Below are 25,789 nucleotides of genomic sequence, written 5' to 3'. Positions count from 1 at the left end.
CCCGCCTGTTGCCTCGCCGCCATGCGACCATCGCGAACCGGCCAGCCTGGAATTGCCTCAAGAATTTGGCTTAATTCCGCGAATGACGGCCGGCGGCCCGGTGATATAGTCCGACCGCCTCATGCGAATGCCGTAGGCGGCATGTCGACCTGTCGTACCCGAGCTCTCGGGAGGATCGCCGCCCGGCTCCACCACCACGATTGAATAAGCGCTGCGTCAGTTGTCAGCGAATGCCGGCTCCGGGCCGGCCGGCCAATGGGCGCGCAAAGGGAAAGCAACGATGAACCGCAGCTATCGGCTCGTCTGGAATCAGACCTTGCAAATGATGCAGGTCGCGCCCGAAATCGCCACATCCAGATCCTCAGTCCCAGGCAGCGCGACGCATTGCAGGACACCACGGCGCTCCCTTCCCCGCGCCGCACACCAGGCCGGGCAGATCGCCTTGATGCTCGGCCTGACTTGCGCCTTTCCTTCCGCGTGGGCCGCCGGGTGCGCCGCCAGCGATGCCAGCGCCTGCGGCGCGTCCGGCGGCGCGGGTTACCCGGCACGCAGCGGCAACGGCGGCGCGGGCAACGGCCAGGGCGGCGGCTCCAGCGAGCTCGATGCCAATACCGTCACGGTGCAGGTTCCGGGCGGCGCGCCCGGCGCCAGCGGCAGCGGCGGCAGCGGCGCCGCGGGCGACGCGGGTGGCAACGCTTCCGGCGGTGCCACCGGCCTGGCGCTCTCGTCCACCAACGTCTCCGTAAATACAAACTTCGGCGGAACCGCGGGCGACGTGGGCGCAGACGGCACCAACTTCGGTGGCGGCGGCGGCGGTGGGGGCACCGGGCTGTACTACGGCGGGACCGCGGCGACGATCGGTGTCAATGCCGTCCTCTCCGGCGGCGCCGGAGGTGCCGGGGGCGCCACGTCCAATGGTGTCGTCGGCAATGCGGGCGCCGGTGGCGGTGGCGGCGCCGGGATGATATCGATCACCACCGGCACGAACATCACGTCGAACGGGTTGATCCAGGGCGGCGCCGGCGGCGCGGGCGGAACGGGCGGCTTTGGCGGAGGCGGCGGAGGCGGCGGCGATGGGCTGGTGGTGTTTGGCGTCAGCTCCAGCGTCATCAACCTCGGCACGATAGGCGGCGGCGCGGGCGGTGACGGGGGCGCCGGCGCCAGCGGCAACGGAAGCAGCGGCAACGGCGGCGCCGGCGTCAATCTCGTGGGCGCCTTCAGCTCGCTGGCCAACGTCGGAACCATCACCGGCGGCAGCAGCAACGGCGGCGCGGCGGGCGCCGGCGTGATCACGCACGGTTCCAACTACATCACAAATGCCGGCACCATCGTTGGCGGCGTCGCCAACGGCACGCGCGCGGCTGCCATCCAGTTTGGCGGCACGGGGAACACACTCACGCTGCTCTCGGGCTCCACGATGGTGGGCGATCTGGTCGTCGAGGCCGGCGCCTCTGCCGAGATCAACCCGGCACACCAGGGTCTATCGCTCGGCAATGCCGTAATCCTGACCGACGCCGCATCCGTCGTCTCCTTCAACACCAGCACGGCCCCCCTCACGTTGACGGGCACCATTTCCGGATCAGGCGGCGTGACCGCGATGGGCGGCACGCTGTCCACGTCGGCCGTCCACGACTACACGGGCGCCACGACAATCACAAGCGGCACGCTGGCGCTGACGGGCAACGGCAGCATCGCTGCCTCGTCGGGGCTGGTCAACAATGGCCGGTTCGATATCTCGGCCACCGCCGCGGGCGTTTCGCTCAAGGCGCTGTCTGGCACCGGCGTCATCGAGCTGGGCTCCCAGTCCCTGACCGTGAACAGCGCCGCGGGCGCCTTCAGCGGCGTGATCGGCGGCGCCGGTGGATTCACGGTGGCGGGCGGCACGCAGACGCTTTCGGGCGTCAACACCTATACCGGCGCGACCGCCATCGGCAATGGCGCGACCCTCGCGCTTGCCGGCAACGGCAGCATCGCGGCTTCCAACGGGCTCATCAACAACGGCACGTTCGATATTTCCGGCACCACGGCGGGTGCTTCCGTCCAAGCCCTGACTGGCGCAGGCGTTACCACGCTTGGCTCGCGCACCCTGACGCTGACGAACGCGGCGGGCACCTATGCAGGCGCCATCGGCGGGACGGGCGGAATCACGCTGAACGCCGGCACGCAGACGCTGACCGGCAACAACACGTACAGCGGCGCGACCACGATCAATGGCGGCACGCTGGCGCTGACGGGCAACGGCAGCATCGCGGCCTCGTCGGGGCTGGTCAACAATGGCCGGTTCGATATCTCCGCCACCACCGCAGGCGCTTCCGTCAAGGCGCTGACCGGCGCCGGCGTCGTCGAGCTGGGCTCCCAATCGCTGACCGTGAACAGCGCCGCTGGCGACTTCGGCGGCGTGATCGGCGGCGCCGGTGGTTTCACGGTGGCGGGCGGCACGCAGACGCTTTCGGGCGTCAACACCTACACCGGCGCGACCGACATCGGCAATGGCGCGACCCTCGCGCTTGCCGGCAATGGCAGCCTCGCGGCCTCCAGCGGGCTCATCAACAACGGCACCTTCGATATTTCCGGCACCACGGCGGGTGCTTCCGTCCAAGCCCTGACTGGCGCAGGCGTTACCACGCTCGGCTCGCGCACCCTGACGCTGACGAACGCGGCGGGCACCTATGCAGGCGCCATCGGCGGGACGGGCGGAATCACGCTGAACGCCGGCACGCAGACGCTGACCGGCAACAACACGTACAGCGGCGCGACCACGATCAATGGCGGCACGCTGGCGCTGACGGGCAACGGCAGCGTCGCGGCCTCCAATGTCGTCGTCGACAACGGCACGTTCGATATTTCCGGCGCCACGGCGGGCGCATCGGTCACGGGGTTAACGGGCAGCGGCGCGGTAACGCTGGGCAGCCGCACCCTGACGATCAGCAACGCGGCGAGCGCCTTCGGCGGCAACATTGGCGGCACGGGCGGCCTGACGGTGGGAGGCGGCAAGCAAACGCTCACCGGCGCAAACACCTATACCGGCGCAACCACGATCAGCCCGGGCGCCACCCTCGCCATCAACGGCGCGGGCAGCATCGCTGCCTCCAATGGGCTCACGAATCAAGGCACGCTGGATATCTCGGGCACGGCGGCGGGCGCGTCGGTAACGAGCCTGAGCGGCTCGGGGAACGTGGCCCTCGGCGCGCGCACGCTTACGCTGACCAACGCCGCCGGCAATTTCTCGGGATCCATTGCCGGCACGGGCGGCCTGACGCTTAACGGCGGCACGCAGGTCCTGGCGGGCGCCAACAGCTACACGGGCGCCACCACCATCAACAGCGGCACGCTTGCCGTCACGGGCAGCCTGTCGTCCGCGTCGAACGTCGTGCTGGCCGGCCCGGGCGCCGCGCTCGATGTGTCGGGCGCCGGCCCGCAGCGGGTGACCGCGCTGGCTGGCGGGACAGGCACGCGCCTGCAACTCGGCACAAGCACGTTGACGCTGGATTCGCCGGCCGACAGCACGTTTGACGGTTCATTGAACGGCTCTGGCGTCTTCGCCAAACAAGGCGCCGGCATGCTGACCCTGAACGGCAACAGCAGCGGTTTCGCCGGCCTCACGCGGGTGGACGGCGGCACGCTGGCCGTGGGCGATGCCAACCACGACGCCGCGCTGCTCGGCGGCAACGTGGCCGTGGGCGCCCAGGGCACGTTGAAGGGTCACGGCACGATCGCCGGCAGCCTCTTGAACCAAGGCATCGTCATGCCGGGCGGGTCGGTCGGCACGTTGAGCGTCGGCGGCAACTACACCCAGGCCAGCAACGCCACGCTGTCCATCGAGGTCAATCCGCTGGAAAGCTCGCTGCTGCGCGTCGGTGGCACCGCCACCCTGGACGGCGGGCTATCCATCGTCTACGCGCCCGGCACCTACACGGCGCGCCGCTATACCCTGCTTTCGGCCGCCAACGGCGTCAACGGCACCTTTGCCACGGTGACCAGCACCACATCCGCCGGCGCGGATCTTTCCACGCTCGACCAGTCGGTCACCTACGGCGCAAACGAGGTCGGCCTGCAGTTGTTCACCCCCGACGCCCCTGGCCCCGTGATCGTCGCTCCCACCAACACCAGCATCTACACCGCGCTTGGCACGGCGGCGATCATGCGCGCGCAATCGGTCAACGCAACGCTGCTCGGCCGCTTCGTGCCCTCGCCGCAGACGCAGCCGGCCGCGCGCGGCGCCTGGATCGAGGCCACCGGATCCAGCACGCGCCTGCACGCCGACGACGGGCAGCCTGGCTTCAAGGCAAACCAGTTCGGCTTTCTGGCGGGCACCGACCGGCCGGTCGGCGACTACACCGTGGGCCTGGCCGGCGGCTATGCGCACACGTCGATCAACGAAGACGAAACGGGCAGCTCCGGCGCCACCGACACCGTACGCCTGGCGCTCTATGGCGGCCGCGACTTCGGGCCGGTCATCGTGTCGGCAACGCTCGGCTATGGCCTCGACTTCCTGTCGCAGAAGCGCCCGTTTGGCGCATCTGGCACCGCGCAAGGCGATCACATCGGGCACGAAATCTCGGCCGCCACCCAGGCCGCCGTGCCGATGCGCGTCGGCAGTGTCACGCTGACGCCCGCCGCCGGGCTGCGCTACGCCTTCTTCCGGGGCGCAAGCTTTACCGAAAGCGGCGCCTCCGCGCAGAACCTGGACGTCGATTCCGACACCGCGCGCAGTCTTCAGCCCTACCTGATGCTCAAGCTGGACAAGACGTTCGGCGAGGGAGATCGCGCCATCGATGCCCAGTTGCGCGTGGGCTATGCGCGCGAACTGATGGGCACGAGCCGGCAGGTCACCGTCCTGTCGCAGGACGGCACCCGCTTCGCCGCACCCGGCGTCGCGCTGCCGCGCAACTACGTCACGGGCGGCGCGAGCATCGGTTTTCGCCCCTCAAAGGCCACGTCGATCTCGTTGGGCTACGACGCGCTGATCAATACCGGTCACGCGTCGGCGCAAGCGGGGTATGCGCGGTTCGAGTATCAGTTCTGAAATCACGTTCAACTTCAGCGGCCGATGGCCGCGACCTTTCCCACTGAAGCGGAGCCGAAACTCGCGCACCAAGATTTGTTTCCATTTTTTCCGAACCGCAAGCATGGCCCGGAAACCGCGCAAATATAATTTCCAGGACTCAAATTCAGCGGAGGTTTGCCATGCGCCATGTAGAAGCCGGTCGTCGTTTTACCCACCCGTTGCGGCGCGTCGCGCCGTGGGTGGCGTTGGGACTATTGGGCTTGACGTTGTATGGCTGTGCCGCGACGACGCCGCCCAAAGGCGTGACGCCCGTGGGTGCCTTCGACGTGCATCGTTATGAAGGCCGCTGGTTCGAAATCGCGCGGCTGGACCACCGTTTCGAACGCGGCATGACGGACGTCACCGCGAACTACACGCTTAAGGACGACGGCACCGTGCGCGTCGTGAACCGCGGATTCGACCCGGCCAAGGGGTCGAATGGCGATTGGCGCTCGGCAGAGGGGCTGGCCCGCTTCACGGGGGATCCGTCCGTGGCATCGCTGAAGGTGTCGTTCTTCGGCCCCTTCTATGGCGGCTACCATGTGGCCGCATTGGATCCGGATTATCGCTGGGCCCTGGTGGTGGGCCCGGATCGCAGCTATGCCTGGATCCTCGCGCGCGACAAGACACTGAATGCGCAGACGCGCGACGACATCCTGAGCCGCGCCAAGGCGTTGGGCCTGGACACCGACGCGTTCATCTGGGTCAGCCAGGACCGCGAACAGCCGCCGCTGGAACCGGCTTCCTGATGCCGCGTCGCGCGCCATGACAGCCACGGGCGCTGGCGCGCACACCCTGCGCTTGATGCTCGGCGACCAGCTGAACCCGCTGCACAGCTGGTTCGCCCGGACCGACCCGGACGTGGTGTATGTGCTGATGGAAGTGCGTCAAGAGACGGACTACGTGCTGCACCACGCGCAAAAAATCCTGGCGATATTCGCCGCCATGCGAGATTTCGCGCGCCATCTGCGCCAGGCGGGACATCGCGTCAGGTATGTCGCGATCGACAACCCCAGCAACCGGCAGGACATCACCCAGAATCTGACTGCGCTGATGGCGCACTACGGCGCCCGCGAACTGGGCTACCAGCAACCCGATGAATGGCGGGTCAGCCAAGTCCTTGGCGCCTGGAGTGCGACGCAGGCATTCTCCGTGCAGCAGGCCGACAGCGAGCATTTCCATACGACGCGTGACGAAGTGGCCACGTTCTTCGGCCCCCGCAAGAGCTGGCTCATGGAGACGTTCTACCGCCATATGCGCCGGCGTCACGGCGTATTGATGGATGCCTCTGGCGAGCCAGTGGGCGGGCGATGGAACTTTGATCACGACAACCGCAAGCCCTGGCCCGGCACCCCGCCGCTGCCGCCCGACGTCCGGCCGGTGCATGACCATCGCGCGCTGTGGGAAACGGTGCAGCAGGCAGGCGTGCAAAGCTTTGGAAATCCGCAGGCGGATCAGTTCCGCTGGCCGCTGAATCGCGCGCAGGCGCTTGCATGGCTGGACCATTTCATCCAGCACACGCTGCCCAACTTCGGGGCCTACGAAGACGCCATGAGCGCGGGCAATCCGCGCCTGTTTCACTCGCAGTTGTCGTTCGCCCTGAACACCAAGATGCTGCACCCTGGCGAGCTGGTGCGTCAGTCGCAGGCCGCCTACGAAACGGGACACGCTCCCTTGGCAGCCGTTGAAGGCTTCATCCGGCAGATTCTGGGATGGCGCGAGTATGTTCGTGGCGTGTATTGGGCGCACATGCCGGGGTACGAGACGCGCAACGCGTTGGGGCACACGCGCCCGCTGCCGGCCTGGTTCTGGACCGGGCAGACCCGCATGCGCTGCATGAGCGACGCCATCGGCAATTCGCTGGAGAACGCCTACGCGCACCATATCCAGCGCCTGATGGTCATCGGCAACTTCGCGCTGTTGGCCGGCCTGGACCCTGCCGAGGTGCACCGTTGGTATCTGGGCGTCTACATCGACGCGTTCGAATGGGTCGAGCTGCCCAACACGGTGGGGATGAGCCAGTTTGCCGACGGGGGCTTGCTGGGCACCAAACCCTATGTCAGCAGCGCGTCATACATCGACAAGATGAGCGATTACTGCCGGGCGTGTCCGTACGACAGGAAGCAGAAGACGGGCGAACGCGCCTGTCCGTTCAACGCCTTGTACTGGGATTTTTTTGCTCGCCACAGATCGCAGCTTGAGGACAACCGGCGCCTTGCCATGGTGTACCGGCGATGGCAGGACCTTCCCGAGGAGGCGCAGGCCACGTTGCGTAAGCAGGCGGCGCTGACGTTGACGCGCCTGGAAGGCCTGTAAGACTTGCTTAACGCCAGAGCGCGAATCATTCCGGCGGCATTCATCCTGCGTTAAGGTCGGGCCGCTATGCTGGGCGCCCAAATATCCCATCGCAAACACCAAGCATCGGAGCTGTACCCATGACACCCCTTCGGCCCGCGCCCGACGCCCCCGAAGATAACGAACACACGCCGGCAGAGCGCGCTGCCGCCGCCTCCCGCAGCACATGGGTCAGCGTGGGCGTCAATGTGGCGCTTGCGACCGCCCAGATCATCCTGGGCATATTCTCGAAATCCCAAGGCTTGATAGCCGACGGCATTCACTCGCTATCCGATCTGGTCGCAGACTTCATCGTGCTGCTTGCCAACCGGCATAGCCAGAAGGAGGCCGATGCCGGTCATCACTATGGGCATTACCGCTACGAGACCGCGGCGTCGTTTGCACTGGGCATCTTGCTGCTGCTCGTGGGCGGCGGCATGCTCTGGGCGGCAATCAGCAAACTGGAGCAGCCCGGCGCGATCCCGCAGGTGCATGGCATTGCCCTGTGGGTGGTGGGCATCGCCCTGGTCGCAAAGGAACTTCTGTTCCGCTACATGCTGGCCGTGGCCAAGCGCGTGAAGTCCAGCATGCTGGTGGCCAATGCCTGGCATGCGCGCTCGGATGCCGCTTCCTCGTTGGTGGTCGGCATCGGCATCGTCGGCAACCTGCTCGGCTACCCGATCCTGGATCCCGTGGCGGCCGCCATCGTGGGGTTCATGGTGGCAAGAATGGGCTGGAATTTTGGGTGGGATGCCCTGCACGATCTGATGGACCGTGCGGCCGACGAAGACGAAACCGCAGCCATACGCCGGACCTTGCTGGATACCGCCGGCGTTCAAGGCGTGCATGACCTGCGGACCCGAAAAATGGGCGACATGATCCTGGCCGATGCCCACCTGGAAATCGACGCGGCGTTGACCGTGGACGAAGGCCACAAGATCGCGGTCGAGGCCCGCCACCGCGTCATGCAGCGACACCGTGTATTGAACCTGATGACCCACGTCGACCCCTGGCGGCGCACCGGCGCGCCGGCAAGCTCCGATCAGGGTGCGTCCGGCATCACGCCCGCTATTCAGCAGCAGTCCTGAAAATAAGGAATCCTCATGGCAATCAAGAACACCGATACACAGTTTGGCGGCCTCGTTATCGCGCTGCACTGGCTCATGCTCATCGTGCTGGCGCTCGTATACGCCTGCATGGAACTGCGCGGACTGGCCACGAAAGGCACCGATCTCTACAACAACGTCAAGGCGCTGCATTTCTCGCTGGGGCTGTGCGTGATCGGGCTGGTTGCCTTGCGGCTGGCCATCCGCGTGGCCGCTGGCGCCGCGCCTGCCGTTAGGCCGCCGATGCCGACTTGGCAGGAGGTGCTTGCCCGGCTGATGCACTATGCCCTGTATGCCTTCATGATTGCCACGCCGATTCTCGGATGGCTGACGCTGAGCGCGGGCGGTAAAACCATTCCGTTCTTTGGCCTTGAGGTGCCCGCCTTGGTGGGCGCGGACAAGGCGCTGGCAAGCCAGCTGAAGGAACTGCATGAATCCCTGGCGACGGCCGGCTACTTTCTGGTGGGCATGCACGCCGCCGCGGCGCTGTTTCACCACTACATCCTGCAGGACAATACGCTGGCGCGCATGTTGCCGGGGCGCCGCTGACGCCAGGCTCAACGCAACGCGAAACGCCGAACGTGCGCTAGCCCCTAGGGAAATCCCGGGGCTAGCCTGGACTTTGCCCTTCCCCTAGAATTTGCCCTGCCTTCACGCATTGAAGGCCGGCTCGGCAAGTTCCAAAGGCGCAACTGCCCGCAAGGCCGCTCAGTTTTTCTCGTCGACAACGGCGTCGACATCCTGCCGGGTTCTCGGCATACCCACACACCTATACACGTCTACGCGACTTTCGGCGTCGGCCTCTGCTCGTCCCTGCACTTTGCGCCGGGCGCCAGACCGTGCGCGCCGCGAGCGCTCAAGGGGCCATCAACATGAGCATGAACCGCCGCCAGTTCCTCTCGTCCACCGCTGCCACCGCCGCCTCCGCCACCCTGATGGGGCTGGCGGGCTCGCGCGCCTTTGCGGCCGGCGAGGAAAAAATCAACGTTGCCGCCATCTACGATCTGTCGGGGGGCCTGGACATCTACGGCAAGCCGGTGATGGACGCGCTGCGATTCGCGGCCGAGGAAATCAATGCCAAGGGCGGCCTGCTGGACAGGCAGATCAACTTCATCGCCTATGACGCGCAATCGAACATGCAGCTGTATGCGCAGTTCGCGCAGCAGGCCGCGCTGCGCGACAAGGCCGCCGTGGTCCATGCCGGCATCACGTCGGCCTCGCGCGAGGTCGTGCGCCCGGTGCTCAACCGTTATCGCACCCTGTACTTCTACAACAACCAGTACGAAGGCGGCGTCTGCGACCGCAACTACTTCGCGGCCGGCGTGACGCCTGCGCAGACCGTGCAGAAGCTCGCCCCCTACGCCGTCAAGCACTGGGGCAAGAAGGTGTACATCGTGGCCGCCGACTACAACTACGGCCAGATCGTATCCAACTGGGTGCGCAAGTACGCGGCCGACGTGGGCGGCAAGACCGTCGCCACGGAATTCTTCCCGCTGGATGTGACCGATTTCGGCGCCGCCATCTCCAAGATCCAGGCCGCCTCGCCCGACTTCATCTGGTCGGGTCTCGTGGGCGGCGCGCACATGTCGTTCTACCGGCAATGGAAGGCCACTGGCATGACGGGCAAGATCCCGCTCGCCTCGACCACCTTTGCCGGCGGCAATGAACACATCGTGCTGTCGCCCGAGGAATGCAACGGCTTCCTGGTCTGCCAGAACTACCTGCAGGAGCTGCCCGGCGCGGCCAACGCCGACTTCGTCAAGCGCTTCCATGCCCGCTATGGCGCCGACTATCCCTACATCACCGAACTGGCCATGGGCGCCTATCAGGGCTTCATGCTGTGGGCCGAAGGTGTGCGCAAGGCGGGCTCGCTGGACCGCATGAAGGTCATCGAGGCGCTGGAATCCGGCATCGCCATCGATGCGCCGAGCGGCCGCGTGTCGCTGGACCCGGCCACCCACCACTGCACGCTGGACGTGCACATCGCCGAAGTGCGCGACCGCAAGCTCAACCTGGTCGAGAGCTTCCCGCAGCAGCAGCCCGGCGACACCGCGGCGGTGTGCGACCTGATCAAGAACCCGGCGGACAACCGTCAATACGCCATCAAGTTCTGAGCGTTCCATGGATCTCGTTGCCATTTATGCCATCGATATCCTGGGTGCGATCGCCATCCTGGCGCTGTTGAGCGTCGGGTTGGCGGTGATGTTCGGGATGATGAAGATCATCAACCTCGCTCACGGCGAGTTCATGATGCTGGGCGGCTACGTCGCCATCCTTGCCACCAACCAATGGGGCGTGCCGATCTGGATCTCCATGCTGGTGCTGGCTCCCTTGATCGTCGGCGTCTTCGGCGTGCTGGTCGAGCATCTGCTGGTGCGCCATCTGTACGGCCGCATGATCGACACCATGCTGGCGACCTGGGGACTGTCGCTGGCCGTCATCGGCCTGGCCACCATGGTCTTTGGCAACACCACCGTCGGCATTTCGTCGCCCCTGGGCGGCATCACGATCGGCGCGCGCCAGGCAAGCGGCTACACGCTATTTCTGATTGCGCTGGCCGCCGGCGTCATGGTGGCGCTGTGGTGCCTATTGCGCTTTACCGATTTCGGCCTGCGCGCCCGCGCCTGCATGCAGAACGCCGCGATGGCCAATGCCCTGGGCATGAACCCCAATGGCGTCTACAAGATGACCTTCGGTCTGGGCGCCGCCCTATCCGGTCTGGCGGGCGCCGTGCTCGCCCCGCTGACCGGCGTCATCCCGACCATTGGCGCGGCCTATATCGCCAAGGCCTTCATCACCGTCATCAGCGGCGGCAGCGCCGTCATCGCCGGCACGGTGAGCGCATCGGGCTTTTTCGGCGCCATCAGCCAGGGCGTGACCTTTCTTGCCACGCCGGTTTACGGCCAGGTGGCCTTGCTGCTGGCCGCCATCGTGCTGATCCGTCTGCTGCCGCAAGGCATCACCGGCCGATTCTTCAAGCGAGCGATCTGATGCGTGTACCTGTGATTTCTCTGGCGCTGGGCGCGGCGGCCGTCGCCGCCGCGATCCTGTTGCCCACCGTCGTCGACATGTTCAGCCTCTTGTCCATGACGGTCTACCTCGTCATGGCGTTGCTGGCGCTGAGCCTGGCGTTCGTCTGGGGGCACGGCGGCATCCTGTGCTTCGGGCAGGCCGCCTTCTTTGGCCTGGGCGCCTATGCCTGGGCGATCGGCGCCTTCAACTTCGGCCCCGGCCTTGCCGCGATGGCCGTGGCGGTCGCCGTGCCGGCGGCCTTTGCCGCCCTGCTGGGCTACTTCATGTTCTACGGCAAGATCAGCGACGTCTATCTGGGCGTCATCACGCTGGCCGTGACCTTGATCCTGTTCAACTTGATGAATTCCACCTCGGGCGACAGCTATCGCATCGGCGAGGCGCTCCTGGGCGGATTCAACGGCATTCCGTCCATCCCGCCGCTGACGCTGCCGGGCGCGGCCGAACCCCTGTCACCCGAAGGCACGTTCACGCTGGCCGCGCTGATCCTGATCGCGGCGTACTTCGGCCTGCGCGCCGTCATGGCCTCGCGCTTTGGCCGCGTGGTCGCCGCCGTCCGTGAAAACGAGCAGCGCGCGCTGCTGCTGGGCTACAACGCCAGCCTGTACAAGCTGGCCGCGTTCACGCTGGGTGGCGCGCTGGCTGGCCTTGCCGGCATGCTCTACGCCAACTGGGGCGCCTTCGTCAGCCCTGGCGTGTTCGGCCTGTCGCAGTCGGCGCAGATCATCATCTGGGTGATCGTCGGCGGCCGGGGCACGCTGATCGGCCCCATCATCGCCTGCGTGGCGCTGCAAGCCATGGTCACGCAACTGGGCGCGCAGCACACCGTCGACACCGGACTGGTGCTGGGCGTCATCCTGATTCTCTTCGTTCTGTTGATCCCGCGCGGCCTGGCCCCGACGGTGCTCGACGCGTGCCGCCGCGTGGTGCGGCCGGCCAAGGAGCAAGCATGAGCACGCTGCTGTTGGAAACCCAGGGCCTGGGCGTGAGCTTCGGTGGCGTGCACGCCGTCAGGGAGGTCGATTTCCGGCTGGAACGCGGTGAAGTGCGCTGCCTGATCGGCCCCAACGGCGCCGGCAAAAGCACGTTCTTCAAGATGCTGTCGGGCCAGTTGCAGCCCAGCCGCGGCGAGATCCGCTTCAAAGGGCGCCCCCTGCGCGGGCTGGCCACGCACGAAGTGGCGCGTTTGGGCATCGGCATCAAGACCCAGGTGCCCAGCGTCTTCGAAGGGCTGGACGTGCGCGAGAACCTGCGCCTGGCCGCGGCGCGGCGCGCGCAGGGCGTGCCGGCCGAGATTGCCGCCCAGGTGCTGGCGGAAATCGGCCTGGACGCTGTGGCCGGCACGCCGGTCAACGCGCTGGCCCACGGCCAACGGCAATGGGTCGAGCTTGGCATGATCCTGGCGTCGCGGCCCGAGCTGGTGCTGCTGGACGAACCGGCAGCCGGCATGACGCACCAGGAGGTGCGCAAGACCGCCGACCTGATTGGCGCCATCAACCGCCACAGCACCGTGGTCGTGGTCGAGCACGACATGGCCTTTATCCGGCTGATCGCCGGCCGCATCACGGTATTCAACCAGGGCGAAGTGCTGGCCGAAGGCAGCTTCGACGACATCATGGCGCATGCCGAAGTGCGTGCCGCCTATCTGGGCAAGCAAGGAGAGACACATGCTCCAGGCGCGTGACCTGAAGGCCGGGTACGGCCGCATCCCGGTGCTGCATGGCGTGAGCTTCAGCATGGCCGCCGGGGAATTCACCGGCATTCTGGGCCGCAACGGCATGGGCAAGACCACGTTGCTGCGCACCTTGATGGGCGAGCTGCCCCTGACCGGCGGCGACCTGACGCTGGCCGACCGGAAGATCGGCGCGCTTGCCCCGCATGCGCGCGCCCGCCAGGGCCTGGGCTTCGTGCCGCAAGGCCGGCAGATCTTCCCAGCGCTGAGCGTGGCCGAAAACCTGCGCATGGGCTGCGTGAAGAACCTGCGCGGCGCCGATGCCATGATCGCCTCGGTGTTGAAGGTCTTTCCGCGTCTGCAACGTCTGCTCGATCGCCCCGGCGGCAGCCTGTCGGGCGGCGAACAGCAATTGCTGGCGCTGGCCCGCTGCCTGTGCGGCGAGCCCAGGCTGATGCTGCTGGACGAACCCACCGAAGGCATCCAGCCGTCTATCTGCGATGAGATCGTCGAGGCCTTGCAGACGCTGCGCGCCTCGCATGGCATCGCGATCCTGCTGGTCGAACAGGACATCGACTTCCTGTGCGCGTTATCCGACCGCATTCTGGTGCTGGAAAAAGGCGAGCTGATCGCCGACGTTCCCACCGCCACCACCACTGCCCAAGAGATCGCCCGGCGTTACGGCGGTCTGCAATCCTGATACGGAATCCAAGATGTCCCTTCCCCGTCCCACCCTGGAAGCGCTGGACCAGGCCGCGCGCCGCATCGGCCTGAATCTGGACGATGCCACGCTGCGCGCCTACGGCAGCATTCTGGAGGCCACGTTCGCCGACTACGACCAGGTCGATGCGCTGATCGATCAGCCGCCGGTGGTGCGCTATCCGCGTACGCCCGGCGTGCAGCCCGAAGACAACCCGCTGAACGCCTGGTATGTGCGCACCGAGATCGACGGCCGCCCGGGCGGTCCGCTGGCGGGCAAGCGCGTGGTGCTCAAGGACAACGTCTGCCTGGCCGGCGTGCCCATGATGAACGGCGCGGCCACGCTGCGCGGCTACGTGCCCGATCAGGACGCCACCGTCGCCACGCGCATTCTGGATGCCGGCGGCCGCATTGTCGGCAAGGCCCATTGCGAGTATTTCTGCGTGTCCGGCAGCAGCCATACCAATGCCGCGGGCCCGGTGCGCAACCCGCGCAATCCCGAGCACTCGGCCGGCGGCTCGTCCTCGGGTGCGGCGGCCCTGGTCGGCGCCGGCGAGGCGGACATGGCCATCGGCACGGACCAGGGCGGGTCGGTGCGCATTCCGGCGGCGTACTCCGGCATCTACGGCATGAAGCCCACCCACGGCCTCATTCCCTATACCGGCATCATGCCGATCGAAATGACGCTGGACCACGCCGGCATCATGACCGCCAATGTGGCCGACAACGCCTTGCTGCTGGACGCTATCGCCGGTGCCGACGGACTGGACCCGCGCCAGCAAGGCCTGCCCGCCGAGCGCCCGTCCTACCGGGACGCTTTGGACATGCCGCTCAAGGGGTTGCGCGTTGGCGTCGTGCCCGAGGGCTTTGGCTGGGCAAACAGTGAAAGCGAGGTGGACGAAGCGGTGCGCAAGGCGGCCCGGGAGATGGCCGCGCTGGGCGCCGAAGTCGTCGAGCTGCCGGTGCCCCTGCACCGCAAGGGCCATGCCATCTGGACGCCGATCGCGGTCGAGGGCACCACCCAGCAGATGAAGGGCTTCAATTACGGCACCAACTGGAAGGGCCTGTATGTGACCGGCCTGATGCAGGCGCAACGCCACTGGCGCGACCACGCCGACGAGTTCCCGCACGACGTCAAGACCTGCCTGCTGGCCGGCGAGTACTTCTACGCGCGCTACGGCGGCCAGTACTATGGCAAGGCGCAAAACCTCGCGCGCCGCCTGCGCCAGGCCTATGATCAGGCTTTGGACCGCGTCGACCTGCTGTTGATGCCGACCGTGCCCATGCGCGCGCCCCGTCTCATCGATGCCGGCGCGGCCCCGGACCTCTTCGTCACCCGCGCCCTTGAAATGAACGCCAACACCGCGCCCTTCGACGTCACCGGCCATCCGGCCATCTCCGTGCCCTGCGCCCTGCGCGACGGCCTGCCCGTCGGCATGATGCTGGTGGGCCGTCATTTCGACGAAACAACGCTGTATCGCGCCGCCCATGCTTTCGAGCAATCGCTCGACTGGACATCGCTGTGACCGCCACCACCGGCCATCGGGTCGGCCTGCTGTTCTCGCACGAGAGCCTGACAGCGGCCACCGAGATCACCCAGGAAAACGCCACGCTGCTGGCCATCGACGAAGTCAATGCCGCCGGCGGCATCGGCGGCGTGCCGCTCGTTCCTGTCAGCGCAAGCGTGGGCGCCCAGCCGGCCGACTATCGCCAAGCCGCCGAATGGCTCTGCGACCGCGAGCGCGTGCCGCTGATCTTCGGCACCCACATGTCCAGCACCCGCAAGGCCGTGCTGCCGGTCGTCGAAAGCCGCCGCGCGCTGCTGTTCTACGCCACGCTCTACGAGGGTTTCGAGTACTCGCCCTATTGCTTCTACGGCGGCTCGGTGCCCAACCAGAACTCGGTGCAGCTGGCCAGTTACGTGATCCGCCACTTCGGCAACCGCGTGCTCTTCATTGGCGGCCAGTACGTCTACCCGCGCGAGTCCAACCGCATCATGCGCGAGCTCTACGAGCAGGCGGGCGGCGAAGTCGTCGACGAGGTCTACCTGCCGCTGAACGCGCCGCAGGAGGACCTGGCCGATGTGCTGAAGCGCGCCGTGGCGTTACGTCCGGACGCCATCTACTCGACCATGGTCGGCCGGGACATCGTCAAGCTGTACCGCGCCTACCGCGAGCTGGGCCTGGACCCGGCGCGCATGCCCATCGTCAGCCTGGCCACCAACGAGACCGACGTTGCGGCGCTTACCGCTGAAGAGGCCGAAGGCCACATCACGGCCGCGCCCTACTTCGCGTCCCTGAACACCGCGCCCAGCCGCCGGTTCGCCCAGGCCTACCATGCGCGCTTCGGCGAAGACAGCCCGATCACGGCAGGCGCCGAAGCCGCCTATTCCCAGGTCCATCTCGTGGCCGACGCCGCGCGCCGCGCGGGCGGTCTGGCCGTGCCCGACCTGGTGCAGGCCCTGGACGGCGCCCAGTTCGAAGCGCCCCAAGGCCTGGTCACCATCGATGGCGATACGCAGCACACCTCGCTCTGGCCGCGCATCGCGCGCATCGACGCGCAACGCCAGTTCAAGATCATCTACGCCGCGCGGGCCGCGGTGCGGCCGGTGCCGTACCTCGTGGACCACGCGCTCGACCCCGAGGCCCTGGCGCTACCGTGACCGCCTCTCTGACCCGGCCCGGCCGCAGCACCACGGCGCTGCGCGAACTGAACGGCCTGCGCGTGCTGGTCCTGCACCCGCAGGATGCCGAATCGCGTCTGTTGATGTCGCATCTGAAACGCATCGGCTGCGTGCCGACCCAGCAATGGCCGCTGCCCGATACGCTCTGCACCGATACCGACGTGGTCGTTCTGCCCATCGAAGAAGACTATCGCGACGCCATCCAGAAGCTGGCCGACGGCCTGAACGCGCTGAGCCCGCCGCTGGTCGGCATCGTCGAGTACGAAAACCCCGCCACGTTGCAACTGGTGCTGCATAGCGGCTGCACCGGCGTCATCGAGCGGCCGATCCGCCCTTTTGGCCTGCTGACACAGCTGCTGCTGGCGCGCACCGCCTGGCGCCAGCAGGCCGCCACGATGGCTCACATGCGCAAGCTGGAAGGGCGATACGCCGCGGTCAGCAAGGTCGCCACCGCCAAGACGCTGCTGATCGCGCGCGAAGGCATCACCGAAAACGAGGCGCACCGCCGAATCCAGGGGCGCGCCATGGCCACGCGATCGTCGCTCGAAGACGTGGCGCAAACCATCATCAACGAATTCTCCTGATCCCATGTCCGCCTTTTCATTTCAGACCGTCCCCCACATTCTTGTCGAACCGGGCCTGGCCCGCCGCCTCGGCGCCCTGCTGCGCGAGCGCCATGCCGGCGCGCGCGCGGTGCTTGTCACCGACAACTTCTTGAACCGCAGCGGCGCGCTGCAACCGGCGCTCGACAGCCTGGCGGCCAGCGGCTGGCAGACGTTGGTGATCGACGATGTTGTCGCCGACCCGCCCGAAGCCGTGGTGCAGGCGGCTGCCGAACGCGCCCGCGCATTCGACGCCGACGTGGTGATCGGCTTTGGCGGCGGTTCGTCCATGGACGTGGCCAAGCTGGTGGCGTTGTTGTGCAAGAGCGATCAGCCGCTGGCCGCCATGTACGGCGTCAACCAGGTGCAAGGCCAGCGCTTGCCGTTGATTCAGGTGCCGACAACGGCCGGCACAGGCTCGGAAGTCACGCCGATCTCGATCGTGACCACGGGCGCCACCACCAAAAGCGGCGTGGTCGCGCCGCAGCTCTATGCCGACGCGGCCTTTCTGGATGCCGAACTGACGGTCGGCCTGCCGCCCGCCGCCACGGCCGCCACCGGCGTGGACGCGATGGTGCACGCCATCGAGGCCTACACCAGCAAACGCCTGAAGAATCCGCTGTCCGATCATCTGGCCATCCTGGCGTTGAAGCTGCTGTCCGCCAACCTGATCACCGTTTGCCGCGACGGCGCCAATCTGCAGGCGCGTTCGGACATGCTGCTGGGCGCGATGCTGGCCGGCCAGGCATTCGCCAATGCGCCCGTGGGTGGCGTGCACGCGCTGGCCTACCCCATCGGCGGCATATTCCATGTGCCGCATGGCCTGTCGAACGCGCTGGTGCTTCCCGCCGTGCTGCACTTCAATGCGCAGGCCGCGGCACCTCTCTACGCCGAACTGGGGCGGGCCGTGGGCTTGCCGGCGGCCGCGGATGACGCCAGCGGCGCGGCCGCCTTCATCGCCTTCCTGGAAGACCTGATCCACCAGGCCGAGTTGCCGAAGGGGCTGCGCGCCGTAGGCATCTCGGAAGCCGACTTGCCCACGCTGGCAAGCGCCGCCATGGCGCAGCAGCGCCTGCTGATGAACAACCCGCTGCCCATCGATGAGGCGCAGGCGCTGGCCATCTACCGCGCCGCCTACTGAGCGGCCAGCCGCGCGGCCCTCGGCGTCATTTCAGCGCCTGGATGACCACGAGCGCAAGCCACATGCCGAGCAGGCCGCCGGCCAGCCAGCGCCACCGGCCCATGCGCCGCCACGCGGCCGCCCATGCAGACGGCTCGCGGGAATGCGGTGCGCCCGCTGGCGCACCGCGGCGCTTGAGCGCGGCGCGCGCCGACTCGGCGATGCGGATGCCGTAGAGATACGCGCCGGTCAGGGATAGCGTGGTCAACAACATTCCGAAAAAGCACCACAACGCCCGCACCGGCCAACCGCCAAACGTGCCGAAATGGAGGGGGTCGGCCGCCTCGCCGATGCGCTGGTGAACACGCATGTCCTGCCCGTCGTTGCGTCCCAGGATGGCGCCCGAGGCGATCTCCACGCCGATGACGTTGGCGCGCTCGCGCAACAGCCATCCGTTTGCCTGCCCTTCCAACAGCAGCGCCTTCCCATTGGGGCTCGGCCGCACGCTGGAGATCTTCAAATCGGGCCACGCCGCCTGCGCCGCAGCGATTGCCCGGTCCACGTCCTGGGCGGCCAGCGGCGCGTGCGTGGCCGCGCCCTTGAGCTGCACGATCGTTGGCGGAAGCGGCGCCTTCGCGCCCAGTGACTCGGCCAGATACCAAAACGCGGTCACGCCGATGAGCAGCATGAACCCGAGGCTCCAGACGCCCGCCAGGCGATGCACGTCGCCCCACGTCAACCGAGGTTTGCCCTTGCGTGGCCAGGCCAGGAATCCGCGCCACCAACGCTTGTAGATGTAGAGGCTGCTGGTCACCATCAACAGGAGCGGGATCGACAGAAGGGCGACCAATGGCACGCCATATTTCGGGGGCAGCATGAGGTTGCGATGCGTGTCCCGCAGCCATCGCTGCGCGCTCCACCACGACGACTGCCCGGTCACTTGCGCGGTATGCGGATTCACCCACACCCGCAGCAATTCACCATTGTCCCGACGCATCAGCGCTTCGGCGGCAAAGCGCTCGCCGTGCGGCGCGGCCAGGCTGCGCAGGCGCAAGCCGGGGTGCGCCCGCTCCGCGGCCGCCAGCATTTCTCCCCAACTGGCCTGGCGGTCCTGGGGTGTCACGCGCATGGCGGGTTCGATCAGCCAATCGATCTCGGTCGCCACCACCGCCAGCGTCCCCGTACAGAAAATGAAGCCGAGCAGGAGGCATAGATTCATGCCAATCCAGCTATGCAGATCGAACCAAAGCCGGCGGGCGGACGAACGCGTCTTGGCTGCGGCAAGCGTGCCGGCGGAAGATTCAAGCGAAGACGGCATGAGACATGAACGTGATGTGAAGCGGCGCAAGGACGAAATTTTCGGGCGCAATGCGCGCCCAACGCGCATTGTAATGCTTATAATTAATCGTTGTTATTCTCATTCGCAAAGCGCGTTGATCATCGATCTAGCGTGCCGCCGCGCATGCATACCCACCGCTTCTCCTGCGCCCGCCGTCCTTCCATGCCCTTGAATTCCTATTCGGCACTGGCCGCCGCCATCGTGCTGGCCGCCCCTTTGCCGCTGTCGCTCAGACTGACGATTCCCCCGTGCAACTGCCCGCCGTGCGCGTCACCGGCGACGATGACGCCGGCCAGGACGGACTCTTCAACCCGGTCGCGCCGCCCGCCGTCAACAAGTCGTCCGTTCCCCTGTCCAAGACCCCGCAGTCGATCACCGTCGTGCCGCGAGCGGTTCTGGACGCGCAGCAGGCGCAGACCCTGGCCGACGCGCTGCATAACGTGCCCGGTGTGGTCGCCAATCAGTTTGGCCGCCGCGGCTGGGACGACCTCATCATCCGCGGGCAGGTCGCCTCCGATTCCCTGTTCCTGGACGGGCTGCGCACGGCGGCAAGCAACCGTGTCGCCGAACAACTCTTCGGCGTGGAACAAGTGGAAGTGCTGAAGGGGCCGGCCTCGCTGCTTTACGGTCAGGTCCTTCCCGGGGGCCTGGTCAACATGGTCAGCAAGCGCCCGCGCGCCGAAACCTTCGCCGAAGCGGCCACCACACTGGGCAGCCACGAATTCCGGCAGGCCACCCTGGACATGGGCACCCCGCTGTCGGACAACGGCAAGGCGGCGTTTCGCGTCAATGCCCTGGCCATGAATTCGAATGACGAGACCGACCACGTGTGGTTCAAGAATCGGTTCATCGCCCCTTCGCTGTCGCTGGATCTGGGGCCGCGCACGGATTTCACCATCCTGACCAGCTACCAGGAACGCCAGTACATCCGCCAGCAGGGACTGCCGATCGTCGGGACGGTCCAGTCCAACCCCAATGGCGCCATCCCGCGTGACCGCTTCACCGGCGAGCCCGGCCAGGACCCCTATCGCGGCTACCAGAGCCGGGTGGGCTACGCGCTGACGCACCGCTTCGACAATGGCTGGACGGTCAACCAGAACGCGCGTTGGCAATCGTTCACGCTCAATGGCCAACTGGTCGCCAATGGCTTGCTGCGCGCCGACAATCGGACGCTGCGGCGCACCGCCACGGACCAGCACTGGGACGGCGACACGATCACGCTGGACACCAACGCGCAGCGCAGATTCGATACGGGATTCGGCGCCCACGACATCACGGTCGGCGTAGATTACCTGCGCACGCGCGAAAACAGCCTGTCGTACAACTGCTCGGTGCGGGACCTGGACGTCTACCAACCGGTTTACGGCAGCCCCATCAACTGCCCGGCCAATCCGCGCACCGACAGCAGCACCACCGTGCGCGCGATCGGCGTGTATGCCCGTGATCAGATCGCGCTGGGCGAGCGGTGGAACGCGGTCTTCGGCCTGCGCCATGACACCGCCAGCACCTATTCGACCGACCATCTCACGCAAGCCCGCGAGGACAGCAGCGATAACGCCATCACCGGGTCAGGTGCGCTGATGTACGAGATTGCGCCCGGCGTGCGCCCCTATATCAGCTACGCCACGTCGTTCTATCCCAACAGCGGCACCAACGTCGACGGCAACACCTTCAAGCCCGAAAGCGGCAGGCAATGGGAAGCCGGCGTGAAGATCGATCTTGACGACGGCGCCACCAGCATCACGGTGGCCGCGTTCGACCTGGAGCGGCGCAACGTCCTGCAGGCGGACCCGGTGAATGACGGCTACAGCATCGCAGTCGGCAAACAGCGCACGCGCGGCGCGGAACTGGGATGGGCGTCGGACCTGGGCAATGGCCTGAGCCTCATGGGCGGTTATGCCTATCTATCGGCCGTGGTCGTGGACGACGGCGGCCAAGTGCCCTCCACCAACAACACCCGGCTCAACAGCGTGCCGAGGCACAGCTTCAACGTGACGGCGCGCTATCGGATGCAGGGCAGCCTGGCCGGCTGGGAGCTGACGGGCGGCCTTCGCGCAGAAGGAAGCCGCTATACCTACGGCTACGACATTCCCGGATATCTGGTGGCCGATGCAGGCGTGGCGTATGACGCGGGGCGTTGGCGGGCGGCCCTGACCATGAACAACCTGTTCGACAAACAGTATTACGCCGGCGGCGTGCGCAACGCCGTCGCGCTGGGGGATGGACGCACCACGTTGGTCAGCCTGGCCTTGCGCTACTGAAGCGACGCCCCTACCGGCAAGGGAACGACCGCGCCAGCGCCTCGCCCACCAGCGGCCCGGCGTTCCCGTTCACCCGGCTGCCTGGCAGCGCAGTCAGATAGCTGTGCACCCGGTCTTTCAATTCATGCGGCAGGACGCCGGTTCGGGTGCACCAGACCGTACCTTGCGTCTGATCGGCAATTCCGCTCACATAGGCCTGCGCATAAGCCGAAGAAAACTGGCGTGCCAGCGAGGCATCGCGAATCTCCGAGGGCATTTTTCCTTCCATGGCGGCGATCAGATCGGCGCCGGAAAAATGCCAGGTACGGACATCCTGCGCCTGGACGGTCACGCAGGAAAACAGCATGAAGATCGATGCCACGCGTTTCATTGCTCAACGTTCCTCTTTGAACCGGACTTCAGAATCTGACCGGAGAATAGCGTAGTCGCCACCGAACGGCCCAAAGCGGTCTGCCCGACTTGCCGCATGTGGCAGGTATCAACATACCGCGTTCCCCATAGACTCCCCGTTCAAGTCCGGCCTGAGGCCGGGCGCCTCTTGAATGCGGAGCCACTCATGACAGCACCTCGGGCGGGTCTCAGACCCGCCGACTTCCTATCCCCCACCGTCGCAGCCCTGATCTCGGTCCTGGTGAACTACGGCGGCACCTTCGTCCTGGTGTTCCAGGCGGCCGAGCTGGCCCGGTTGTCGCCGGCGCAAACCACCTCCTGGGTATGGGCGGTATCCGTCGGGGTGGGCGTGACCGGCGCGCTGCTGAGCTGGCGCTACAAGGCGCCGATCATCACGGCGTGGTCCACGCCTGGCGTCGCGTTCCTGGCAACCGTCATGCCTTTCACGCCTTATGGCGAAGTCATCGGCGCGTACATGCTTTCGGCGCTGGGCTTCATCGCGCTGGGGCTGTCGGGCGCTTTTGAAAAGCTGGTGCGCAGGATCCCGGGCGGCATTGCCGCCGGCCTGCTGGCGGGCATCCTGCTGCAGTTCGGCGTCAATGCCTTCGGCGGCGCCAGCGCCGACCCCCTGCTGGTGATCGTGCTGGTGATCTCCTACGCGCTGCTCAAGCGCTTTACCTCGCGCTTTGCCGTGGTCGGCATCCTGGCCATCGGCCTGGGACTACTCATCGTGCAAGGCCGCATCGACTTCTCGGCCGTCCATCTGCGCCTGGCGGTACCCGTGTTCGAAATGCCCAGCTTCTCGTTGCAGGCCTTGCTGGGCGTCGCCCTGCCTCTATTCATCATCACACTGACCGGCCAGTACATGCCCGGCATGCTGGTGCTGCGCAACGACGGCTACCGGACCAGCGCGAATCCGATCCTGACCGTGACGGGGCTGGGGTCGCTCGTCATGGCGCCCTTTGGCGCGCACGCGTTCAATGTCGCGGCCATCACCGCCGCCATCTGCACCGGCAAGGACGCCCATGAGGATCCCGCCAAGCGATACATCGCGGGTCTGGCCTGCGGCGTGTTCTACATCCTGGTGGGCACATTCGGCGTCACGTTGGCGACGCTGTTCATGGTGCTGCCCAAGGCCTTCATCACCACGCTGGCCGGGCTTGCGCTGCTTGGCGCAATCGGCGGCAGCCTGGCCAACGCCATGGCCGACGCACGCACCCGGGAAACGGCGCTCATCACGTTCCTGGCCACCGCCGCGAACGTGACCCTGCTGGGCGTGGGCGGCGCATTCTGGGGGCTGGTGGCCGGCCTGACCGCGCACCTGCTGATGCATGGCGGCCGGGCCTTCGTTCTGCCCAGTGAAGGCCGGTCAGGCGCTTGACAACGCGTTCGACAGACGCAGCACGGCGTCCTCGATCTCGTAGGCCGTCAGCGACGCATAGCCCAACAGCCAGCCCGGTTGCTTGAACTCGCCCGCATACAGGCGGCTCAGCCCGGGCAGGCGCAGACCGGCGCGCTCTGCCAGACGGAGGGTCTTTTCCTCGGTCCAGCCTGGCTGGAGCAGGCATGGAATCTGCAACCCGCCCGGCGGACGCACGGCCTGCACGACGCCGTCCAGCCGCTTTACCAGCGACGCCAGCAGCACCTCGCGGCGTCCCGCGTACAGCTTGCGCATCGCCCGCACGTGCGTGTGGTAATGACCGTCTTCCATGAAGCGGGCCAGCGTCAGCTGCAGTATCTGCGGCGTGTGTCCGTCCATGATGCTGCGCGCCCGTGAAAAGGCGTCGACCAGTTCCAGCGGCAGCGCCATGTATCCCATCCTGAGGCCCGGATACAGTGTCTTGCTGAACGTGCCCAGGTACAAGGTGCGTTGATGCCGGTCCAGGCCCTGCACGCAAGCGGTCGGCAACCCGTCGTAATGGAATTCGCTGTCGTAGTCGTCCTCGATGATCCACTTGCCATGGCTTGCTGCCCAACCGATCAGCGCCAGCCTGCGTTCCAGCGACAACGTCACACCGGTCGGATACTGGTGCGACGGCGTCACGTACACGCAACTGGCGCCGCTGCGGTCCGCGTGCAAGAGATCCGTGCGTATGCCCTGCGCATCGACGTCGATGGGTACGATCCGCGTCTCCGCGGCTTCGAACGCCTTGCGGGCGCCGAAGTAGCCGGGATTCTCCATCAGGATGGGCGTGTCCGCGTCCGCCAGCAGTTGCGCGCACAGAAAGAGCGCTTGCCGGGTGCTGCTCAGCACCAGCACCTGCTCAGGCAACACCTTGGCGCCACGCTCCAGGTTCAGGTAGGCCGCGATCGCGCGGCGCAGCGGTTCGGCGCCCTGCGGGTCGCCATGCAGCAGCACGTGGGCGCGGTTGTCCTTCATGACCTGGCGCTGCAGGCGCTCCCAGACGCCGGTGGGAAACGTGCGCGTCTCGGGCAGTCCGGTGGCGAACGCCTTGATGACCTGCTGGTCGGAAACGCCGCCGCTCTCCAGGATCGCCCGCCCGCGAAGGCTCAGGCCTGTGCCGGGCTGCGCCGCGCCCGGCTGGCGCGCAAGCGTTGCCCGCTTGCGCGTCGCGCCCCGCAGCTCGATGCCCACCGTCTCGGACACATAGCTGCCCGAGCCCTCGCGGCGCACGATGTAGCCGTCGCGGTGCAGTTGCACATAGGCGTTTTCGACGGTGTCGCGCGACACGCCCAGCGACTTGGCCAGGCCACGCGTCGCGGGCAGCTTGACCCCCGGGCCCAGCGCGCCGTCCAGGATCAGCGCGCGCAGCGCCCGCTGGATGCGCTGATGCAGGTCCAATCGCTGGAGCGCCACCTCGCTCATCCGAATCTTGAGCGTGTCCAGCTGGAATGTCGTTGCCATGAGGTCGCGTAACAGTCTGCCGCCGCCCTCAGCCCCGCTTGCCGAATAGCAGGGCCAGGCCGAACACCGCGCCAAGGCCGCCCACCACCGCCAGCGAGATCGACGGTTCGCGCAGGTTCAGCGCCATGATGGCCGAACCGGCGCCCAAGGCCGTGATCACGCCGCCCACCAGACGCCCGCCCGTCGATCCGTAGAAATGCGTGCGGCGCGCGGCGGCCGTGCCCGCCGGCTGCCGCGCCTGCCACGCGGCCAACGCCGCTTCAAATTCGCGCAGCAGCCTTTCGCGGCTGGGCAAGTCCGCCGGGCTGACCAGCAGCGTGGGCAGGCCGGGGCGGACCAGTTTCAGGTAGTCGTCCGTACCCCAACTGCTCAGGTCGGCAAAGGCGATTGGCGACCGGCGTGAAAACTCCAGGCCATCCGGCGTCACCCTGACGGCGTTGCGCGTGGGAAAGCCCTTGAATGCCACCAGCGGCGGCACCAGCAGGCCCAGCACGGCCAGCGCCGCGCCCAACCCGATCGGCCCCCGGTTCAGCACCACCAGCATGAAGCTGCCCGCTGCCAGCACGAACGCCAGCGGCACCGACAACTGATGCCATCGCGTGTACACCGCCGCCTGGATCCCTTCACTGCTTTTCATGCT

The 25,789-nt window shown here is 66.9% G+C and carries 20 protein-coding genes; 16 read left to right on the top strand and 4 right to left on the bottom strand.

Annotation, left to right across the window (positions count from 1 at the left end; genetic code table 11):
• Positions 1-280 precede the first annotated feature (280 nt).
• The 14 genes from FBY20_RS16310 (at position 281) to FBY20_RS16245 (ending at position 18,314) form a co-directional block, all read left to right on the top strand.
• Positions 281-5,026 (top strand): autotransporter domain-containing protein, encoded by a 4,746-nt coding sequence (locus tag FBY20_RS16310; protein WP_142053413.1) that lies wholly within the window; start codon positions 281-283, stop codon positions 5,024-5,026.
• 161 nt (positions 5,027-5,187) lie between these two features.
• Positions 5,188-5,796 (top strand): lipocalin family protein, encoded by a 609-nt coding sequence (locus FBY20_RS16305; protein ID WP_142053411.1) that lies wholly within the window; start codon positions 5,188-5,190, stop codon positions 5,794-5,796.
• A 16-nt stretch (positions 5,797-5,812) separates the two neighbouring features.
• Complete coding sequence (locus tag FBY20_RS16300; protein WP_142053409.1) at positions 5,813-7,363, top strand: cryptochrome/photolyase family protein; 1,551 nt, start codon at positions 5,813-5,815, stop codon at positions 7,361-7,363.
• A gap of 119 nt (positions 7,364-7,482) precedes the next feature.
• Positions 7,483-8,469, top strand: coding sequence for a cation diffusion facilitator family transporter (locus tag FBY20_RS16295; protein ID WP_063955135.1), 987 nt, complete (start codon positions 7,483-7,485; stop codon positions 8,467-8,469).
• A gap of 15 nt (positions 8,470-8,484) precedes the next feature.
• Positions 8,485-9,036, top strand: coding sequence for a cytochrome b (locus tag FBY20_RS16290; protein WP_142053407.1), 552 nt, complete (start codon positions 8,485-8,487; stop codon positions 9,034-9,036).
• Positions 9,037-9,359: 323 nt separating this feature from the next.
• The gene (locus tag FBY20_RS16285) at positions 9,360-10,601 is read left to right on the top strand and encodes an ABC transporter substrate-binding protein (RefSeq protein ID WP_142053405.1); all 1,242 of its coding nucleotides are present in this window, start codon (positions 9,360-9,362) and stop codon (positions 10,599-10,601) included.
• A 7-nt stretch (positions 10,602-10,608) separates the two neighbouring features.
• Positions 10,609-11,478 (top strand): branched-chain amino acid ABC transporter permease, encoded by an 870-nt coding sequence (locus FBY20_RS16280; protein ID WP_142053404.1) that lies wholly within the window; start codon positions 10,609-10,611, stop codon positions 11,476-11,478.
• Positions 11,478-12,470, top strand: a complete 993-nt coding sequence (locus FBY20_RS16275; protein WP_142053402.1) for a branched-chain amino acid ABC transporter permease — start codon at positions 11,478-11,480, stop codon at positions 12,468-12,470. The genes FBY20_RS16280 and FBY20_RS16275 overlap by 1 nt, the downstream gene beginning before the upstream one ends.
• Positions 12,467-13,201, top strand: a complete 735-nt coding sequence (locus FBY20_RS16270; protein WP_056325776.1) for an ATP-binding cassette domain-containing protein — start codon at positions 12,467-12,469, stop codon at positions 13,199-13,201. Before FBY20_RS16275 ends, FBY20_RS16270 begins: the two co-directional genes overlap by 4 nt.
• Positions 13,185-13,889: an ABC transporter ATP-binding protein gene (locus FBY20_RS16265; protein ID WP_056325774.1), complete on the top strand. Its 705-nt coding sequence runs from the start codon at positions 13,185-13,187 to the stop codon at positions 13,887-13,889. The genes FBY20_RS16270 and FBY20_RS16265 overlap by 17 nt, the downstream gene beginning before the upstream one ends.
• A 13-nt stretch (positions 13,890-13,902) precedes the next feature.
• Positions 13,903-15,414, top strand: a complete 1,512-nt coding sequence (locus FBY20_RS16260) for an amidase (RefSeq protein ID WP_142053400.1) — start codon at positions 13,903-13,905, stop codon at positions 15,412-15,414.
• Positions 15,411-16,550: a transporter substrate-binding domain-containing protein gene (locus tag FBY20_RS16255; protein WP_142053398.1), complete on the top strand. Its 1,140-nt coding sequence runs from the start codon at positions 15,411-15,413 to the stop codon at positions 16,548-16,550. Before FBY20_RS16260 ends, FBY20_RS16255 begins: the two co-directional genes overlap by 4 nt.
• Positions 16,547-17,155: an ANTAR domain-containing response regulator gene (locus FBY20_RS16250; RefSeq protein ID WP_056325766.1), complete on the top strand. Its 609-nt coding sequence runs from the start codon at positions 16,547-16,549 to the stop codon at positions 17,153-17,155. The genes FBY20_RS16255 and FBY20_RS16250 overlap by 4 nt, the downstream gene beginning before the upstream one ends.
• Positions 17,156-17,159: 4 nt before the next feature.
• Complete coding sequence (locus FBY20_RS16245) at positions 17,160-18,314, top strand: iron-containing alcohol dehydrogenase (RefSeq protein WP_056325763.1); 1,155 nt, start codon at positions 17,160-17,162, stop codon at positions 18,312-18,314.
• A 25-nt stretch (positions 18,315-18,339) separates the two neighbouring features.
• Here FBY20_RS16245 and FBY20_RS16240 read toward each other — a convergent pair whose 3' ends face one another.
• Positions 18,340-19,611: a PepSY domain-containing protein gene (locus FBY20_RS16240; RefSeq protein ID WP_142053397.1), complete on the bottom strand. Its 1,272-nt coding sequence runs from the start codon at positions 19,609-19,611 to the stop codon at positions 18,340-18,342.
• A gap of 269 nt (positions 19,612-19,880) precedes the next feature.
• On the opposite strand from FBY20_RS16240, the gene FBY20_RS16235 reads away from it, so the two are divergent.
• Positions 19,881-21,893 carry a TonB-dependent siderophore receptor gene (locus FBY20_RS16235; RefSeq protein ID WP_142053395.1) on the top strand — a complete coding sequence of 671 codons (2,013 nt, stop codon included), beginning with the start codon at positions 19,881-19,883 and terminating at the stop codon, positions 21,891-21,893.
• A 10-nt stretch (positions 21,894-21,903) separates the two neighbouring features.
• Here FBY20_RS16235 and FBY20_RS16230 read toward each other — a convergent pair whose 3' ends face one another.
• Positions 21,904-22,263, bottom strand: coding sequence for a Rap1a/Tai family immunity protein (locus tag FBY20_RS16230; protein ID WP_056325755.1), 360 nt, complete (start codon positions 22,261-22,263; stop codon positions 21,904-21,906).
• A 186-nt stretch (positions 22,264-22,449) separates the two neighbouring features.
• On the opposite strand from FBY20_RS16230, the gene FBY20_RS16225 reads away from it, so the two are divergent.
• Complete coding sequence (locus FBY20_RS16225) at positions 22,450-23,664, top strand: benzoate/H(+) symporter BenE family transporter (protein WP_142053393.1); 1,215 nt, start codon at positions 22,450-22,452, stop codon at positions 23,662-23,664.
• Here the strand turns inward: FBY20_RS16225 and FBY20_RS16220 are convergent.
• Complete coding sequence (locus FBY20_RS16220) at positions 23,653-25,149, bottom strand: PLP-dependent aminotransferase family protein (RefSeq protein WP_142053392.1); 1,497 nt, start codon at positions 25,147-25,149, stop codon at positions 23,653-23,655. The two genes, FBY20_RS16225 and FBY20_RS16220, sit on opposite strands and share 12 nt — an antisense overlap.
• Before the next feature lie 28 nt (positions 25,150-25,177).
• Positions 25,178-25,786 carry a hypothetical protein gene (locus FBY20_RS16215; RefSeq protein ID WP_142053390.1) on the bottom strand — a complete coding sequence of 203 codons (609 nt, stop codon included), beginning with the start codon at positions 25,784-25,786 and terminating at the stop codon, positions 25,178-25,180.
• Positions 25,787-25,789: the final 3 nt, after the last annotated feature.

Origin of the sequence: Achromobacter sp. SLBN-14 (assembly GCF_006715415.1) — a bacterium.
GTDB classification, from domain to species: Bacteria; Pseudomonadota; Gammaproteobacteria; order Burkholderiales; family Burkholderiaceae_B; genus Achromobacter; species Achromobacter mucicolens.
This window is presented reverse-complemented; position numbering and strand designations above follow the sequence as displayed.

Excerpts from the sequence above, each read along its gene's own strand:
- FBY20_RS16310 (WP_142053413.1), top strand. The coding sequence starts at position 281 with ATGAACCGCAGCTATCGGCTCGTCTGGAATCAGACCTTGCAAATGATG.
- FBY20_RS16305 (WP_142053411.1), top strand. The coding sequence starts at position 5,188 with ATGCGCCATGTAGAAGCCGGTCGTCGTTTTACCCACCCGTTGCGGCGC.
- FBY20_RS16300 (WP_142053409.1), top strand. The coding sequence starts at position 5,813 with ATGACAGCCACGGGCGCTGGCGCGCACACCCTGCGCTTGATGCTCGGC.
- FBY20_RS16295 (WP_063955135.1), top strand. The coding sequence starts at position 7,483 with ATGACACCCCTTCGGCCCGCGCCCGACGCCCCCGAAGATAACGAACAC.
- FBY20_RS16290 (WP_142053407.1), top strand. The coding sequence starts at position 8,485 with ATGGCAATCAAGAACACCGATACACAGTTTGGCGGCCTCGTTATCGCG.
- FBY20_RS16285 (WP_142053405.1), top strand. The coding sequence starts at position 9,360 with ATGAGCATGAACCGCCGCCAGTTCCTCTCGTCCACCGCTGCCACCGCC.
- FBY20_RS16280 (WP_142053404.1), top strand. The coding sequence starts at position 10,609 with ATGGATCTCGTTGCCATTTATGCCATCGATATCCTGGGTGCGATCGCC.
- FBY20_RS16275 (WP_142053402.1), top strand. The coding sequence starts at position 11,478 with ATGCGTGTACCTGTGATTTCTCTGGCGCTGGGCGCGGCGGCCGTCGCC.
- FBY20_RS16270 (WP_056325776.1), top strand. The coding sequence starts at position 12,467 with ATGAGCACGCTGCTGTTGGAAACCCAGGGCCTGGGCGTGAGCTTCGGT.
- FBY20_RS16265 (WP_056325774.1), top strand. The coding sequence starts at position 13,185 with ATGCTCCAGGCGCGTGACCTGAAGGCCGGGTACGGCCGCATCCCGGTG.
- FBY20_RS16260 (WP_142053400.1), top strand. The coding sequence starts at position 13,903 with ATGTCCCTTCCCCGTCCCACCCTGGAAGCGCTGGACCAGGCCGCGCGC.
- FBY20_RS16245 (WP_056325763.1), top strand. The coding sequence starts at position 17,160 with ATGTCCGCCTTTTCATTTCAGACCGTCCCCCACATTCTTGTCGAACCG.
- FBY20_RS16240 (WP_142053397.1), bottom strand. The coding sequence starts at position 19,611 with ATGCCGTCTTCGCTTGAATCTTCCGCCGGCACGCTTGCCGCAGCCAAG.
- FBY20_RS16230 (WP_056325755.1), bottom strand. The coding sequence starts at position 22,263 with ATGAAACGCGTGGCATCGATCTTCATGCTGTTTTCCTGCGTGACCGTC.
- FBY20_RS16225 (WP_142053393.1), top strand. The coding sequence starts at position 22,450 with ATGACAGCACCTCGGGCGGGTCTCAGACCCGCCGACTTCCTATCCCCC.
- FBY20_RS16220 (WP_142053392.1), bottom strand. The coding sequence starts at position 25,149 with ATGGCAACGACATTCCAGCTGGACACGCTCAAGATTCGGATGAGCGAG.
- FBY20_RS16215 (WP_142053390.1), bottom strand. The coding sequence starts at position 25,786 with ATGAAAAGCAGTGAAGGGATCCAGGCGGCGGTGTACACGCGATGGCAT.